This window comes from Psychrobacillus insolitus (genome assembly GCF_003254155.1).
In the GTDB taxonomy this organism is placed as follows: Bacteria; Bacillota; Bacilli; order Bacillales_A; family Planococcaceae; genus Psychrobacillus; species Psychrobacillus insolitus.
Genome location: NZ_QKZI01000005.1, coordinates 163358 through 179622, shown reverse-complemented (window position 1 = coordinate 179622; position 16265 = coordinate 163358). Strand labels below are relative to the sequence as shown.

At 35.9% G+C, this 16265-nt stretch carries 17 protein-coding genes and 1 pseudogene; 13 read left to right on the top strand and 5 right to left on the bottom strand.

The window, feature by feature from the left end; all coding sequences use genetic code 11:
- Positions 1-612 precede the first annotated feature (612 nt).
- The 5 genes and pseudogenes from C7437_RS12330 to C7437_RS12310 form a co-directional block, all read left to right on the top strand.
- Positions 613-804, top strand: a pseudogene (locus C7437_RS12330) (GNAT family N-acetyltransferase); the annotation flags it as partial.
- 1 nt (position 805) lies between these two features.
- On the top strand, positions 806-1177 hold the full coding sequence (locus tag C7437_RS12325) for an iron chaperone (RefSeq protein WP_111440031.1): 372 nt from the start codon (positions 806-808) through the stop codon (positions 1175-1177).
- A 202-nt stretch (positions 1178-1379) separates the two neighbouring features.
- Positions 1380-1715 carry a metal-sensing transcriptional repressor gene (locus C7437_RS12320; protein WP_111440030.1) on the top strand — a complete coding sequence of 112 codons (336 nt, stop codon included), beginning with the start codon at positions 1380-1382 and terminating at the stop codon, positions 1713-1715.
- Positions 1716-1731: 16 nt separating this feature from the next.
- On the top strand, positions 1732-1938 hold the full coding sequence (gene copZ, locus C7437_RS12315; protein ID WP_111440029.1) for a copper chaperone CopZ: 207 nt from the start codon (positions 1732-1734) through the stop codon (positions 1936-1938).
- 88 nt (positions 1939-2026) lie between these two features.
- On the top strand, positions 2027-4444 hold the full coding sequence (locus tag C7437_RS12310; RefSeq protein ID WP_111440028.1) for a heavy metal translocating P-type ATPase: 2418 nt from the start codon (positions 2027-2029) through the stop codon (positions 4442-4444).
- Positions 4445-4519: 75 nt separating this feature from the next.
- Here C7437_RS12310 and arsC read toward each other — a convergent pair whose 3' ends face one another.
- Both arsC and C7437_RS12300 read right to left on the bottom strand, forming a co-directional pair.
- Complete coding sequence (arsC, locus tag C7437_RS12305) at positions 4520-4939, bottom strand: arsenate reductase (thioredoxin) (protein WP_111440027.1); 420 nt, start codon at positions 4937-4939, stop codon at positions 4520-4522.
- A 14-nt stretch (positions 4940-4953) separates the two neighbouring features.
- Positions 4954-6264 carry an arsenic transporter gene (locus C7437_RS12300; RefSeq protein WP_170122371.1) on the bottom strand — a complete coding sequence of 437 codons (1311 nt, stop codon included), beginning with the start codon at positions 6262-6264 and terminating at the stop codon, positions 4954-4956.
- A gap of 261 nt (positions 6265-6525) precedes the next feature.
- On the opposite strand from C7437_RS12300, the gene C7437_RS12295 reads away from it, so the two are divergent.
- Both C7437_RS12295 and C7437_RS12290 read left to right on the top strand, forming a co-directional pair.
- Positions 6526-7158, top strand: a complete 633-nt coding sequence (locus tag C7437_RS12295) for an FMN-dependent NADH-azoreductase (protein WP_111440025.1) — start codon at positions 6526-6528, stop codon at positions 7156-7158.
- Between the two features lie 205 nt (positions 7159-7363).
- Positions 7364-7573 carry a hypothetical protein gene (locus tag C7437_RS12290; protein ID WP_111440024.1) on the top strand — a complete coding sequence of 70 codons (210 nt, stop codon included), beginning with the start codon at positions 7364-7366 and terminating at the stop codon, positions 7571-7573.
- A 90-nt stretch (positions 7574-7663) separates the two neighbouring features.
- Here the strand turns inward: C7437_RS12290 and C7437_RS12285 are convergent, their stop codons facing one another.
- Positions 7664-8446: an ABC transporter substrate-binding protein gene (locus tag C7437_RS12285; RefSeq protein ID WP_111440023.1), complete on the bottom strand. Its 783-nt coding sequence runs from the start codon at positions 8444-8446 to the stop codon at positions 7664-7666.
- Positions 8447-8615: 169 nt separating this feature from the next.
- Between C7437_RS12285 and C7437_RS12280 the strand changes: the two genes are divergently transcribed.
- From C7437_RS12280 to C7437_RS12265, 4 genes are all read left to right on the top strand, one after another.
- The gene (locus tag C7437_RS12280) at positions 8616-9389 is read left to right on the top strand and encodes an NRDE family protein (RefSeq protein WP_111440022.1); all 774 of its coding nucleotides are present in this window, start codon (positions 8616-8618) and stop codon (positions 9387-9389) included.
- A gap of 155 nt (positions 9390-9544) precedes the next feature.
- A complete protein-coding gene (locus C7437_RS12275; protein ID WP_111440021.1) occupies positions 9545-9979 on the top strand; it encodes a MarR family winged helix-turn-helix transcriptional regulator in 435 nt (144 codons plus the stop codon).
- A 23-nt stretch (positions 9980-10002) separates the two neighbouring features.
- Positions 10003-10473, top strand: a complete 471-nt coding sequence (locus C7437_RS12270; RefSeq protein WP_111440044.1) for a glutathione peroxidase — start codon at positions 10003-10005, stop codon at positions 10471-10473.
- A gap of 125 nt (positions 10474-10598) precedes the next feature.
- Complete coding sequence (locus tag C7437_RS12265; protein ID WP_111440020.1) at positions 10599-10955, top strand: hypothetical protein; 357 nt, start codon at positions 10599-10601, stop codon at positions 10953-10955.
- A gap of 233 nt (positions 10956-11188) precedes the next feature.
- Here C7437_RS12265 and C7437_RS12260 read toward each other — a convergent pair whose 3' ends face one another.
- Entirely contained in the window at positions 11189-11689 is a 501-nt protein-coding gene (locus tag C7437_RS12260) for an antibiotic biosynthesis monooxygenase family protein (protein ID WP_111440019.1), read from the bottom strand.
- Positions 11690-11827: 138 nt separating this feature from the next.
- Here C7437_RS12260 and C7437_RS12255 point away from each other — a divergent pair, with 138 nt between their 5' ends.
- Together C7437_RS12255 and C7437_RS12250 are read left to right on the top strand one after the other, a co-directional pair.
- On the top strand, positions 11828-13213 hold the full coding sequence (locus C7437_RS12255) for an MATE family efflux transporter (protein WP_245909285.1): 1386 nt from the start codon (positions 11828-11830) through the stop codon (positions 13211-13213).
- A 100-nt stretch (positions 13214-13313) separates the two neighbouring features.
- Positions 13314-14936, top strand: coding sequence for a diguanylate cyclase domain-containing protein (locus C7437_RS12250; RefSeq protein ID WP_111440017.1), 1623 nt, complete (start codon positions 13314-13316; stop codon positions 14934-14936).
- An 81-nt stretch (positions 14937-15017) separates the two neighbouring features.
- Here C7437_RS12250 and C7437_RS12245 read toward each other — a convergent pair whose 3' ends face one another.
- A complete protein-coding gene (locus C7437_RS12245) occupies positions 15018-16181 on the bottom strand; it encodes an aminotransferase class I/II-fold pyridoxal phosphate-dependent enzyme (protein ID WP_111440016.1) in 1164 nt (387 codons plus the stop codon).
- Positions 16182-16265: the final 84 nt, after the last annotated feature.

Sequence of the window (16265 nt, the reverse complement as noted above, 5' to 3'; positions counted from 1 at the left end):
GATTAGTTGGAACGCCGTATGAGGTGAAAGTCTCACGTACGGTGTGAAGTGGGGGAAAAGCTGGAGATAACTTCAAAGGCTTACCTATCACTATAAGATTCGCTTTCCGAAATAATCAATCTTTTATCAAAGGTCACAGTTGAACAAGAGGGAAGAAACAAAAAATACAAAGGGGTTTAGATATGATTAGTTTGCTTAATCTTGGTAGCCTCGTGCTTGGACTAATTGCTTGGATGCTTCCTATTGTTACTTACATACGATATAAGAAGCATGACCGTGGGAATTGGGTGGTTCTTTCCATTATGAGCATCAGTGCTTGTGCTATTTCGCTATGTTTCCAGATCTTTTATACCTATCATAAGGTAACGGTTGAGGATTGGGTTGCTCTTATGGACACAATGTATGCTGTTGCGTTCGCCTCAGCAATTCTTCTCATCGTTACTATCATATTAAATGTAATTACTTTGATTATGTATCGCGACAGAAAAGCAAAGTAGCAAACAATCTATTCAATACCCGATTTTGTTGAAACTGAACAGTTGTTTGTTAAATGACAACAAAGTCGGGTACTGACATGTTCAATCGAAGTCCTCTTTTACCTACGTTTCACCCTCCAAATGGGGTTTTGGAATTGGGAAGGTTTTAATGGAAGAAGCAATAAAGAAAGCAGAAAGTATAGAAGATTTGGAACAGTTATATTTAGCGGTTGTTTCAACAAATGAATCAGCAGAAAAACTGTATTCATCATTGAGTTTTCATGCTTGTTTTAGACGCAAGGACAAAACTAATTTTAGGAGAGAATGACATGGAAGTTTTTACAGAATACTTAGCAAAGATTGATAACCCGCAACATCGGGACCGAACGGAAGAAGTATTGGCTTGGGTGACTAGGAAATTTACAAATTTAGAGCCGAAAATTGCGTGGAATCAGCCTATGTTTACCGATCATGGCACATATATTATTGGCTTTAGCATAGCTAAAAAACACTTGGCTGTTGCCCCTGAAAGTGCAGGGATTAATCATTTTTCGGATGAAATTGTGCAGGTTGGATATGATCATACTAAGCAGTTGGTGCGTATCCCGTGGGATAGTCCGGTTGATTTCTCATTACTGGAGAAAATGATCGAGTTTAATATGTTGGATAAGGTAGACTGTTCAACTTTTTGGCGGAAATAAAGAAATTAGATCTTATCGACACAAAAGTGGACTGGTGCCTATGTAATAGCGCAAATCCCTTCCAATTTTAACGAATAAAAATAGGCTTGTTCTCTAAAATGAGACAAGCCTATTTATATATTTCCTAGTAATGAATTCATTTCCCTTTACATACCCCCTAAGGGTACTTTATTATAAATATATAGAAGAGGAGGTCTGTTAAATGGATAATATAACAGAAGATACTGTGCATAATACTGACGTTCCTAACTTGTCTTGTAGAAAAAGTCATCATCCTGAGCATGTTAAAAAAGATTTAACAAATAGATTAAATCGAATAGAAGGTCAAATTCGTGGAATTAAAGGGATGGTAGATAAGGATATATATTGTGATGATATTATCACCCAGCTTTCTGCCACCCAATCAGCTTTGAACAGTGTAGCGAAAGTTCTTTTACAAGGCCATTTAAAGGGATGTGTAGTTGATCGATTGGCTGAGGGCGATGAAGAGGTTCTGGACGAATTGTTAATTACGATTCAAAAACTAATGAAAAAATAATAGGAGGAATGAAAAAATGGAAAACGTACTATTGAATGTAAGTGGAATGTCGTGTGGTCATTGTGTGAGTGCAGTTGAAGGTAGCGTGGGAAAATTAAATGGCGTTAATCAAGTGAAGGTTCACTTAGAGTCAGGTAAAGTGGACGTAGCCTTTAATCAAGAAAAAGTAACTCTAGAAGAAATTAAAGAAGCAATTGATGATCAGGGATACGATGTAGAATAAATCAGTTAGGAAGAGTGCTAATTAAGCACTCTCTTTCTTGCAATTTTTTATACCCCCGGAGCGTATGTAAAGGAGAGGTGAAAATGAAATGAGTAGTGAAATAAAAGAAACAAGCCTACAAATTACAGGTATGACATGTGCAGCCTGTGCAACAAGAATAGAAAAGGGTTTAAATAAAATGGATGGTGTGGAAGAAGCCAACGTCAACTTAGCGCTTGAAAAATCATTGATTAAATACGATCCTGAAAAGTTAAGTGAAAAAGACTTTGAAAAGAAAATTCAAGATCTTGGGTATGGCATTGCCAAGGAGAAAAAAGAGTTTGATATTACAGGGATGACTTGTGCATCCTGTGCAATGAGAATTGAAAAGGGACTAAACAAGTTAGAAGGTGTTACTTTTGCCAATGTTAACTTGGCGCTCGAAAATGCAACGATTGAATATAATCCATCTCAAATTTCCATTACGGATATTATTAGTCGAGTAGAAAAGTTAGGATACGAGGCACATATTAAAGATAACGATAAAGAAGCGGTAGATTACCGAGAGGAAGCGATACAAAAGCAAAAGAAAAAATTTATCATCGCCGCTATTTTGTCGTTTCCACTATTGTGGACCATGGTAGGACATTTTTCTTTTACTTCGTTTATTTATATGCCCGAATTTCTCATGAATCCATGGGTGCAAATGGCTCTGGCAACACCTGTTCAGTTTATTATTGGTAAGCAGTTTTATGTAAGTGCTTATAAAGCGCTGCGAAATAAAAGTGTCAATATGGATGTGCTCGTCGTAATGGGAACATCCGCTGCATATTTTTACAGTGTCTATCAAGCCATCATTACCACTCAGGAGCATCACACAGCACAGCTGTACTTTGAAACCAGTTCGGTCCTAATTACACTTATAATATTAGGTAAGCTTTTCGAGGCAAAAGCGAAAGGACGTTCATCAGAAGCTATCAAGAAACTGATGGGATTACAGGCTAAAACAGCATTAGTTATTAGAAATGAAACGGAATTAGAAATCCCAATTGAAGAAGTTATCGCAGGAGATATTATTTTAGTGAAGCCTGGAGAAAAGATCCCGGTAGACGGGGAGGTCTTAGAAGGAGACACTGCGGTGGACGAGGCTATGCTAACAGGTGAAAGTATTCCTGTAGATAAAACAATTGGAGATTCACTATTCGGTTCCACGATTAATAAAAATGGTTTTATAAAAATGAAAGCAACGAAAATTGGAAGAGACACTGCACTTTCTCAAATTATTAAAGTGGTGGAAGATGCTCAAGGCTCTAAAGCACCTATACAGAGGCTTGCTGACAAAATCTCAGGTGTGTTTGTACCGATTGTCATTGGAATTGCTATTATCACGTTTTTAGTATGGATTATTTGGGTAAGTCCTGGAGAAATAACGCAAGCACTGGAAGCTCTGATTGCGGTTCTAGTTATTGCCTGTCCATGCGCACTAGGACTTGCGACACCTACTTCGATTATGGCTGGGTCTGGTCGTGCAGCAGAGTTTGGAATCTTGTTTAAAGGCGGAGAACATCTGGAAACGACGCACCGTATCGATACAGTAGTTGTAGATAAAACAGGAACGGTTACAAATGGTAAACCAGTATTAACGGATGTACGTGTAGCAAATGGAGCCGATGAAGAAGAGTTCCTCTCTCTCATAGGAGCAGCTGAAAAACAATCAGAACATCCACTTGCAGAAGCGATTGTTCAAGGTATTCAAGAACGAGGTATATCGCTTAAGGCGGTTCAAAAATTCGAAGCAGTCCCTGGATATGGAGTTAAAACGATCGTGAATCAAAAAGAAATACTTGTAGGTACTCGGAAGCTGATGAATCAGTATCAGATTGATATTTCTAAAATCCTCCCTGTAATGGAAGAATTAGAGGCCAATGGGAAAACTGCGATGCTCGCAAGTATTGATGGCCAATATGCTGGGCTAATTGCGGTAGCTGATACGATCAAAGAAACTTCTAAAAAAGCCATCAAGCGTTTACAAGAAATGAATATTGAAGTGATCATGATGACAGGTGATAACCAACGTACAGCTACTGCAATCAGCAAAGAAGTTGGCATTAACCATGTTATTGCAGAAGTACTTCCGGAAGGCAAAGCGGAGCAAGTGAAAAAACTTCAAGCAATCGGTAAGAAGGTTGCAATGGTTGGTGATGGTATTAACGACGCACCTGCACTAGCAGTTGCTGATATCGGAATGGCGATTGGAACAGGAACAGACGTCGCCATGGAAGCGGCAGATATTACGTTAATTCGAGGAGACTTGAATAGCATAGCGGACGCAATTATTATGAGTCGCAAAACGATGAGAAATATTAAGCAAAATCTATTTTGGGCTTTTGCTTATAACGCATTGGGGATTCCGATAGCGGCAGTAGGCTTACTTGCACCCTGGGTTGCTGGTGCTGCAATGGCATTTAGCTCAGTGTCAGTTGTACTGAATGCACTACGTCTACAACGAGTAAAACTAGATAAGTAAATTTTTCGTTTCAAGCATTATTGATTCTGTATAAAAAAACTACCGAGAGAATATTCTCTCGGTAGTTTAATTCTATCATTCGCCTGTGTCACTAAAATGCTTAATTCTGTTGCCGATTTCATCACGAACTCGTTGGAAGGTTGCCCATTTTTCAGCGTCGGTTCCTACTGCTTTTGCAGGGTCGTCAAAGCCCCAATGATCGCGCTTTACGTGAGGTGGTGTCATTGGACATTTATCCGCTGCATCCCCACAAAGTGTCACGACAAAATCCGCATTATTTAACGTTTCCATGTCAATAACATCTGAAGTATGGTTAGAAATATCGATATCAATTTCATTCATCGCTTTGATCGCGTTAGGGTTTAAACCATGTGCTTCAATACCTGCACTTAGAACTTCCCACTCATCACCTAAATATTTTTTTCCCAAACCTTCTGCCATTTGGCTTCTGCAAGAATTTCCTGTACATAAGAAGTAGAGTGTTTTTTTTGTCATGTTTTTAATCTCCTTTAGAATAATAATAATGAAATATAAAGTCCAAATAATGTAATGAATAAGATTGGTACGGTTAGGACAATACCCGTTTTAAAATACGTTCCCCAAGAAATTTTCACGCCTTTTTGGGACAATACATGGAGCCATACTAACGTTGCAAGTGATCCGATAGGTGTGATTTTTGGACCTAAGTCAGATCCGATGATATTGGCATAAATAAGCGCTTCACGGATGGTTCCAGAAGTATTCGTTTCTGCAATAGCTAATGCATCAATCATCACAGTAGGCATGTTATTCATAATGGATGATAGGAATGCTGCTATGAAGCCCATTGACATGGTAGCAACAAATAACCCTTGTTCTGCACCTATCTCAATAACGCCAGCTAATGCCGATGTTAGACCTGCATTTCCAAGTCCGTATACGACAACATACATACCAATGGAGAAAAATACAATATTCCATGGAGCTCCTTTGATAACAGTTTTAGTATCGACAACTTGGCTTCTTCTTGCCATTATTATGAAGAATATCGCTATTACTCCAGCTACAATTGAAACAGGAACATTTATGAATTCACTACTAAAGTAACCAATAACCAAAATAGCGAGCACATACCACGAAAGATGGAACATTTTTATATCTTTAATAGCTTCTTTTGGTTCTCGTAACTTAGATAAATCATAAGTCCTCGGAATGCTTTTTCTAAAATAAAATAGTAAAACGCTAATAGTTGCAATCAGTGAAAATATATTAGGAATAACCATGCGTTTTGCATATTCCACGAAACCGATATCAAAGAAATCAGCTGAAACAATGTTCACAAGATTACTAACGACGAATGGTAGCGATGTAGTATCTGCTATAAACCCACTCGCCATAATAAATGGGAAGATCATTTTTTCATTGAAATTCAAATTACGAACCATCGCTAGTACGATAGGTGTCAATATTAATGCAGCTCCATCATTGGCAAAAAAGGCAGCGACAACGGCTCCTAAAATACTGACATAAACAAACATTTTAATCCCGTTACTTTTTGCAGCCCTTGCCATATGTAGAGCGGCCCATTCGAATAATCCAATTTCATCTAATATTAAAGAAATAAGTATAATGGCAATAAAAGATAGTGTTGCGTTCCAAGTAATATCTATTACTTCTTTGACATCACTAAATCCTACAACTCCTACTAATAATGCAATAACAGCTCCTCCGCAAGCAGACCAACCGATATTCAATCCTCTTGGCTGCCAGATAACGAAAATGAGGGTTACGATGAAAATAGTTGATGCTAAAATTATTGGTGACAAAGTATAAACCTCCATTTTTCGATTGTGATTGGCAATCTCTAGTTCTTAAAATCATTATATAACCATCTACTTATATAATATTTCACTTATATATTAATTGCAACATTTTTTTGTTTTCTATCGTGAAGGTATAACCATAATTATGAATTTGTTAATTGTGTATAATCTGTGACATTAATTAATAAAAAGAAGATAGTTTGAATTCGAAGTATTTTACAACACAAACATGTATCTGTTATCATAACTAGGACTTAAGAATAATTGGAGGAATTACAAATGAACATATTAGTAGTAAAAGCAAACAACCGCCCAGCAACAGAAGCAATTTCAAGCAAAATGTATGAAACATTTATGGAAAACATAGAAGGTTCAAACGTAACAACTTTTGACGTATTTGCAGAAGATATGCCTTATTTTGGTCAAGATCTTTTCAACGCGTTTGGTAAAGTACAAAATGGTGAAGAGTTAACAGACCTTGAAGCTCGTCTATTAGCAGCGAAACAAAAAGCAATGGACGCTTTAACTGCTGCTGATTTAGTAGTATTCGCATTCCCATTATGGAACTTAACAATTCCAGCACCATTACAAACTTTCATTGACTATACTTACCAAGCTGGTTATTCATTTAAGTACAACGAAGAAGGACAACTAGTGCAATTAATGACTGATAAAAAAGCAATTATTTTAAACGCACGTGGTGGTATCTACTCATCTCCAGAAGCAGCACCAATGGAAATGGCAGTAAACTACATTAAAAATGTAGTAGGTGGCGTATTCGGTATGGAAATCATTGATGAAGTAATCATTGAAGGTCACAATGCTACTCCAGACAAAGCAGAAGCAATCATTGCAGAAGGTTTAGAAAAAGTAAAAGCAGTAGCTGGTAAACTTTCTAAACAATTAGTATAATTTCTCTAGTTCTTTGAATATCTAAACTTCTATTAAAAAGCGTTTTATTAAGTCATGAAAGTGGCTTAATAAGCGTTTTTTTTGCTTATGAAGGAGCAAAAACTGCTTGTGCTTTTCTTTTTCATTTATAGGTTTTAGAAAGTAAAAATCGGGAATACATAATTTACATCAAGAATAATATAGAAAATAAGAGGTAAGTGACCACATGAACAGTATTAGAGAGTATAGAACGCAAGTGGAAGGTTTATTAGAAAATTACGAAATGGAAGTTCTTCAAGCAAAGAGAAGTGGCGCAATAACTTATGAAATGGCAAAAACATATTTACTACATGCAAGTAATGTTAAGGGAATTTTATCTGACATGATGGAAGTGAAGAAACAGTTAGAGGTTATTTCATTAGAAAACAAAAGTTAATATAAAAATTCATAGTACACTCAGTATGTATAAAAAGGATTAAGAGAATCATCGCACATATAGCGACGATTCTCTTAATCCTTTTTTATTCTATATCATTTCCATTAATTCTTTTAAATACGGCCCCGCTGTAATCATCTTCGATCCATACCAAAACATTTCCCCATCTACTAAAACAACTTTAGTATTCGGGAGAAAGGCCTGAAATTCAGCTATATATTTTTCTTTAAAAGGAAATGGTTCGGAGGCTAAAAAAAGCACATCAAGATTTGCATCTATAAACTCTTCTTTCGTTACCGCAGGATACCGAGCTCCATCTTTTTCAAAGGGATTGTTGAAACCCAGTGTATGTAAGACGTCATTGATATAAGTAGTCCCACCGACAACCATATATGGCTTTCTCCAAATTACATAAGCAGCATTTCCATTCTGTACTTGTGTGAAGATAGGGAAAGATGATTTGCAGGTAGATATGATTTGCTCAGCCTTCTGTTCCCTATTTGTAAGAAAACCAAGTGTTTGAATAAAGCGAAAAGCATCCTCAATTGACTGTACTTCCAAGACAAATACAGGTGCAATCTTTTCAAGTGCATGCACAATCTCTTCTGTATTTTCTTCTTTTTCAGCAAGGATGAGATCAGGTTGTAATTCACGTATCATCTCTAGGTTTACTTGTTTAGTTCCCCCAACAACTTGAACGTTTTCTACTACTCCTTTAGGGAAAATACAGTATTTAGTGCGACCAATAATTTCATTTTCTAGCCCTAGTGAAAAGAGAGTTTCTGTAATGGCTGGGCATATAGAGATGATTCGCTTTGGCGAATGGACAGTATTCACTTGTCTACCAAGGTGATCTATTAAAAGATGTGACATCAAATTCCTCCATTAAGTTAGTAATTTGTAGTGGCGCATATATATTACTAGTTCGTTATTAGATGAAATAATCCCTTTATTGTGGATTAAAAAGACCTGTCAATTGTCTCGAAAAGATATGTTATGATGGAAGAAATTTATTTACTTTTAAAAAAAGGGGTAGACATGCATGTGTTTAGTGAATTTTCATTTTCAAAATCATCCAGTTTATAAGCTAATTGTGGTAGCGAATCGGGACGAGTTTTATGAACGCCCAACTGCTACAGCGGATTTTTGGGAGGATCATCCTACTATTTTGGCAGGTCGTGATTTGTTACAGATGGGCACTTGGCTTGGAGTAACGAAAGGTGGACGTTTTGCAGCATTAACAAATTATCGTGATCCTAGGCTTATGGAGACAGGGCGTTTTTCTCGTGGTGACATTGTTCGTGATTTTTTGGCGAATGAAGATAATCCTGTAGATTTCATTCAAAAACTTGCTGGAAATAAAGAAAGTTATGGTGGTTATAATATAGTTATTGGGGATGGGAATCAATTATTTCACTACAATAGTATTTTAGATGAAACAAATGAAATTTTTTCAGGCACGCATAGTTTGAGCAATCATACACTGAATACACCATGGCCAAAAGTGGAAAAGGGTAAGAAGAGACTTGGGGATTATGCCCATTCATCCTTAGGCGAGCTACAATTAGATTCATTATTTAATATTATTTCAGATCAATCAAAGGCTAATGACGAGGAACTTCCCAATACGGGAGTTGGCTTGGAGATGGAGAGACTACTATCCCCATTGTTTATTAAGATTCCGAATTATGGTACGCGATCATCGACTGTTTTGCTCATTGATCAAGCGGATAATATAACTTTCGTGGAACGAACTTTTCTAGAAGGAGAATTCCATTCGGAAAATCAATTTACATTTAAGATAGAGGAAATATAGGGAAACAAAAACAGGTACATTGTTAAGGAGTGTAAATCTCCTTTCTTTACATCGTGAACGATATAGTTTAATGTAATATATATAGATCGGGAGCGATGTATTATCTCGTGAAGAGAATATTGTAAAATAAATAAATATGTAGGTGTAGATAAAACATGAACACTCCATCAAAACTAGATCAACAATTATGTTTTGAAGTATACAAAGCTTCCAGTAACTTTGCAAAGATATATGCACGTACTTTGGAACCATTTCAATTAACATTTACGCAGTACTTAGTATTATTAACGCTGTGGGACGAAGATCACTTGCTTGCAAAGGATATTGGGAATCGATTGGAGCTTGGGATAGGAACTTTGAATCCTATCATTACTCGAATGATCGATCGAGGATGGCTTGATAAGAGACAGTCTGAAATAGATAAACGTTCATTTATCATTTCATTAACAGAAAAAGCAAAAAATGAAGAAAAGTTAATAGAAAAAGCGATCATCCAGAAAGTTATCAACTGCAATTTTTTAGAACTAAACGCTGAAACACTTATGTCTAATTTGAAAGATTTAAATTCGTTTTTAGGGCAGATAGACTAATGAAAATTGAAGGAGTGATTGAAATGAGTATTTATGATATTAAAGTGAAAAATTCTAACGGTGTGGAATATGATTTAAGCGAGTACAAAGGAAAACCAATGCTAATCGTTAACACGGCTACGAAATGTGGACTTAGTGGCCAATTTGATGGGTTAGAAAAGTTATATAATGAGTACAAAGATCAAGGGTTAATGGTACTTGGATTCCCTTCCAACCAATTTAAGCAAGAGTCTGGTAGTGCAGAGGATGCTGCAGAGGCTTGTCGCCTAAGTTACGGAGTGTCATTTCCGATGCATGAGTTGGTAAAATTAAATGGCAAGGATGCACATCCTTTATTTGATTATTTGACTTCGCATAGTAAAGGCTTTTTATCAAATAGTATCAAATGGAATTTTACAAAATTCCTTGTAGATAAAGAAGGAAATTTAGTAGAACGATACGCTCCAACTGACAATCCAGAGTCATTTAAAAAAGATATTCAAAAAGTTTTATGATAAAAATATACGTTGACTCGAACTTAAAAGAGGTTCGAGTCATTTTTTTATGTTAAAATAATAGTTAGTTGTATGCATGAAGAAGGATTCTGGTGAATAAAGTAAATTAGAGGAGGCTTATAATAATGGAAAAACTAACAAGAAAAGAACAAACACTACTGTCTTATTATATTTATAATTTTCTTGAAGAGTCGGAAGATGCTAGGATGGAATTGGAACAGGCATTGAATGCAAGTGAAGAGTTTGCAACAATAAACGAAGAATTAAAAGGTAAGGGTATGGTTAATGTTACCAAAGAAGATGGCAAGCAAAGAATCACAAATGAAGGAATTCTTCATATTGACAATATTCTACACATTCAATCCGATGCGGTGGAAAGAAACAAATTAGCTTACATTAAAAATAGTCTTCTCATTAATGAACTGGAACTTTCGGAAGATTCATTGAAAGTATATATTCATAAACAAGTTGGCATTGAATAACATATAGTAGGATTTCTAATTAAAATATAAAAATTAAGTGGCTATCCTCTACTGGATAGCCGCTTTTCTTCTTATTTGAGAAAGTATATAAAATTTCTGCATAATATGTCTAGCTCCAGCGCCTTGCCCCGACAGGCAAATGGGGAATCACTGCGGTGGCTGAGGAGCTGCCTCCTCGCGATTCCCCATTTGCCTGTCGGGGCAGAGATAGGCGCTTCCGCTTTTCTAATTATTTATAAACCAGTATATGTTTTTACATAGGTAGGGCCTGCGAAAATATTGGGGCGTTTGTCTATTCCCTCATCTGTACCGCGTTTTTTATGCGCTGTATTATACGCTTGCGAAGATTGCCAAGCTTTAAATGCACTTTCTTCAGACCACTCTGTCAAAATAATATATGTATCGGAATTTAATGGTCTCATGACACGAATTGCAACAAAACCTGGTTCATTTTCAATTGCGCGTGCACGGTTTTGAAAACGCTGTTCGAAGATCGGTCTACCTTCATCTGTAACTGGGATGTTATTAAAGACAAAGAAACCTTTGCTGTGAAGTTCTCCAGATTGATCGAGTATTTCATATTTTCTTGGGGATTCAAAAATAGTTGATTCTACTGTTTCATGAAGTAGTACAGTATTGTCTTCACCTTGTAAAAAAAACATTTTTTCTTTTGGATGTTCCAATTCTAATGATTGCATGAAATCAGGTGTGCCAGATGTTAAATATATATACATGAGAATCCTCCTTGTCTATTCGTTAAGTATAAATATTTCGTTTGAAAACAAGCAAGAGAGAGCAACTAAACTATAGTGGGAATATCCATTCTGTGGTAAGACTTCTCTAGTTAAAATCAATGTAAAGAAGGAATTTTAGTGGCGATTAGTAAGAAGAAAGATTTGGGAGAGAAGTTAAGCCTCTTTCATTTAACTTGGCCTATTTTTTTAGAAGTATTTTTATTTATGCTAATGGGAATTGCGGATACGTTCATGCTGAGTGCACTCTCAGATGATGCAGTATCTGGTGTGGGAGCAGCGAATCAGTATATTCATATTGCTATATTAATATTAGAAGTAGTTGGAAACGGAGCAGCGATTGTTGTCTCGCAGTATTTGGGTTCTAAACGTTATATCGAAGCTTCGAAGATTTCTGGATTAGCAGTGACATTGAATCTAGGGGTCGGCATTGTTTTAAGTATTGGATTCGTTTTATTTTCGAAAAGCATCATGTCAGCGATGAATTTAGAAGGCGAAGTACTAGCTCATGCACATCAATATTTATCAATTGTAGGTGGAGCAATTTTCCTTCAAGCTGTTATAAATGCATTGGCTGCTATTATCCGTGTTCATGGGTATACAAAGCAGACGATGTTTGTTTCCTTAGGTATGAACATTATTCATGTTATCGGAAATTACTTATTAATATTTGGAAACTTTGGTTTCCCGCAATTAGGTGTGCAAGGAGCAGCTATTTCATCAGTTGTTAGCCGCTTTGTAGCTTTACTTGTATTCTTCTGGTTACTTTATCAAGTGATGGAATATCGCGTGAAAGTAGAGTATTATTTTACGATTTCCAAAGAGTATATTCGTAAGATTCTACAAATTGGATTACCTTCTGCATTTGAACAAATTTTATATCAAGGCTGCCAAATTGTATTCTTATACTATGCAACGTATTTAGGAGCAGAGTCCTTAGCGGCAAGGCAATATGCAGTAAATATATCGATGTTTACTTATTTATTTGCCATCGCTATTGGAATGGGAACGGCAATTATTGTAGGTAGATTTGTAGGAGCGAGTGAAACGGAAGAAGCGTATAAGGCAGTTTGGTTCAGTGTGAAACGAGCGCTAGTTTTCACATTAGTTATGGTTGCGATAGTAACGATTTTCCGTATACCATTAATGAGTTTATTTACGGATAATGAGCAAATTATTAAAATTGGAGCATCTGTATTAGTACTAAGCTTGTTACTTGAAACGGGCCGCACGATGAATATCGTGATTATAAACTCTTTAAGAGCAGCCGGTGATGCTAGTTTTCCTGTAGCTATTGGAGCATTATCGATGGTTATGATGAGTTTACCATTAGGTTACTTGTTAGTTTTCGTATTAGATTTGGGGTTGCCAGGTATTTGGCTTGCGATTGCTGCAGATGAATGGACTCGTGCAATTATTATGTATTTTAGATGGAAAAGCAAAAGATGGGAGAAATTTGCACTCATACATCCAAAAGCTAAGAGAATGGGATCAAGTGAAAACTAGGGCATGTTTGCCTAAGTTCCTTGGTCTTTTTCAATTCGCTAATATGTAAAAAATATGTTTAAATAAAGGTAACATTACTAACATTCGGAGTTGATTGAGTATGTCAAAAGCTAAGCTTTCTTTAGTAAAAGCATTGATGGACGGTATACAAGAAATGGTTTATATTGTAAGAGTAGAGGGAGATACTTGTTATTGTGAATTTTTAAATAGAGCTGTAATGGAGAAACTAGACCTTAATGAAAATGATATAGGTAAGAAAACCCCAGAATTTAATGGTCAGAATATATTAAATAATATAGAGCTGCAGTTCAATCAAGTTTTAAAAAGCAAAGAAATAGTTGTTTTTGAAAATATCTTTATCACAAATACAGGAGAGCGGATATTTGGCGAAACTACATTAACACCCATATTAAATAGCGAGGCTATATGCACGCATATAGTAGGAATCATAAAAGATATTACGAATGTGAAAATTACTCAATCGGAGTATCAATCATTATTTGACTATAATACAGATGCTATATTTACAGTTGATTTAAACGGCAATATTTTAGGTGGTAATTTTACTGTCGAACAAATAAGTGGCTACTCGATGGAAGAGATGATTGGAGTAAACTTTATTGACTATGTAGACCCTGCAGATCGTGAAAGTGCAAGGAAATGTCTTAGGCTTTCACTGGAAGGAACGTATAAAGATTACCGGTTGAATTTTTTGGATAAGACAGGTGAAAGAGTGGGTTGCTTAATAAAACTTACACCCATCAAGCTAAATAATGAAATCACAGGAATTTTTGCTGTAGTGAAAGACATGAGAGAGTTGGATAAATTAGTAGGTAAATATATTGAAAGTCAAAAGAGGTTTCAAATTATTGCAGAAAATGTACAAGATGTAGTTATATTGATGAATAAAAGAAAAGAATACTTATATGTTTCCCCCTCGAGTAAAGAAGTATTTGGATTTAATAATGAAAGTATAGGCGAAAAACCAGCTTTTTTCAACATACACTCAGATGATATTGAGATATTAGAACAACAATTTAACCAATCAGTTCTTGATGGAAAATCATATACAGTACATTTAAAAGCAAAACACGCGGAGCGAGGATGGATTTGGACTGAGATTAATGGGAATCCAGTGTTTGATGAACAAAGAAACTTTCAACATATGCTAATGATTGCAAGAGATATGACGCTTCAAAAAGAGAAAGAAGAACAGTTACAATATTTTGCTTATCACGATTCGTTGACTGGGTTGCCAAACCGTCGATATTTTAAAATACATCTTTCAAAGGTTATAGAATGCCAAGAAGAAAAAGACACTAGTTTTGCAGTTATTCTTTTAGATATTGATGATTTTAAAAATATAAACGATAGTTTTGGTCATGAAATTGGAGATTCTGTGATTCAAGAATTCAGCGACCGATTAAAATCTACTTTTAGAGAAGAAGATGTTGTAGCAAGACTTGGTGGCGACGAATTCATCGCACTTTTGACACAAGTTGAAAAGGAAGAGGATATTGTTGCTGCAGTAAACAAAATTCATCAAGTTATGGAAGCGCCTTGGTCAATTCAAAAAACAGATGTAAGAATTACGACAAGTATCGGTGTCGCCTATTCTACTACAACTGGTACAATTGCTACTTCTATTATAAAATCAGCGGATGAGGCAATGTATGAAGTGAAAAAAGCGGGTAAAAATTTATATCAAATTAACCGTTCATGATGGCATGAGTGGTTTTTTCGTTGGTTAAAATAATACCTGATACCTATTGTTAAAAGGGTATCAGGTAATGAGGAATATCTATTAAAATTTTAGTTTCTTTAATTGTTCTACCGCATTTTTAAGCACTTCTACCTCTTGCACAAGCGCAACACGAACGTATCCTGCTCCAGCTGATCCAAATACAGTACCTGGAACCATAACAACACCAACTTGTTTAATTACTTCAAAAGCAAATTCTTTATCATCCATGTCGTATGGATATTTCGCCCATACAAACATACCACCACTTGAAGGAGCAACCTTCCAACCGATATTTGTTAAACCTTCCATAAGTACATGATGACGTTCTGTATAGGTTTTGCGAAGACCATCCGTAATTTCTTCTGCATTATTTAATGCTACAATGCCAGCTTCTTGAATTGGCTCAAAGATACCAAAATCTAAATTTGATTTAAGTTGCTTCATTATGCTAATCATTTTCTCATTTCCAACGATGTATGCAAGGCGCGTACCAGCTAGACTAAAACTTTTTGATAATGAGTTAATTTCCATCCCAACCTCCATAGCACCCGGAGTGGTAAGGAAACTGCTTGGTGAATCTCCTGTAAAATAGAACTCAGAATAAGCGGAATCATGCAGAATAATTACGTTGTATTTGTTGGCAAAAGCAACGACTTTTTCAAAAAATGCAGGATCTGGCATTGCAGGGACTGGATTTCCCGGTAAGTTCAAGATCATCATTTTTGCTTTATATGCAATTTCTTCAGGGATTGTATCTAAGTTTGGTAGAAAATTGTTTTCTTCTAGTAATTCCATATAGTAAGGCTTGGCACCAGCAAGTTTAATACCTGCATCATATGCTACATAGCCAGGGTTGGTAGTAAATACGATGTCACCTTCATTACAAAATGCGAGTGGTAGGTGAACAAGTCCTTCTTGTGAACCCATCGTTTGAACAATCTCTGTTTCAGGATTAAGTGCAACATTGCAACGTCGCATGTAATAGTCAGCAACTGCATTGTAAAATCGTTTAGTACCAGTTAGTGTATATCCGTATGTATGTGGTAAGTAACTTTGTTCGGACAATACTTTTCTTGCTCTCTCGTCTGGAGGGAGATCAGGACTTCCTAAACTTAAATCATATAATTTAAAACCGGCTGCTTTTTTTGTTGCTGCTGCAGTTTTTAAATCACCAAAAATAGCTGGTTCAAAAAGAGACATTTTTATAGATGGTTCGATATTCAATTAAAAGCACTCCTTAATTACGAAATAAATTAAGGTTTCATTTTATCACAAAATACATTGAAATTGAAAAAAATATGAATGCAA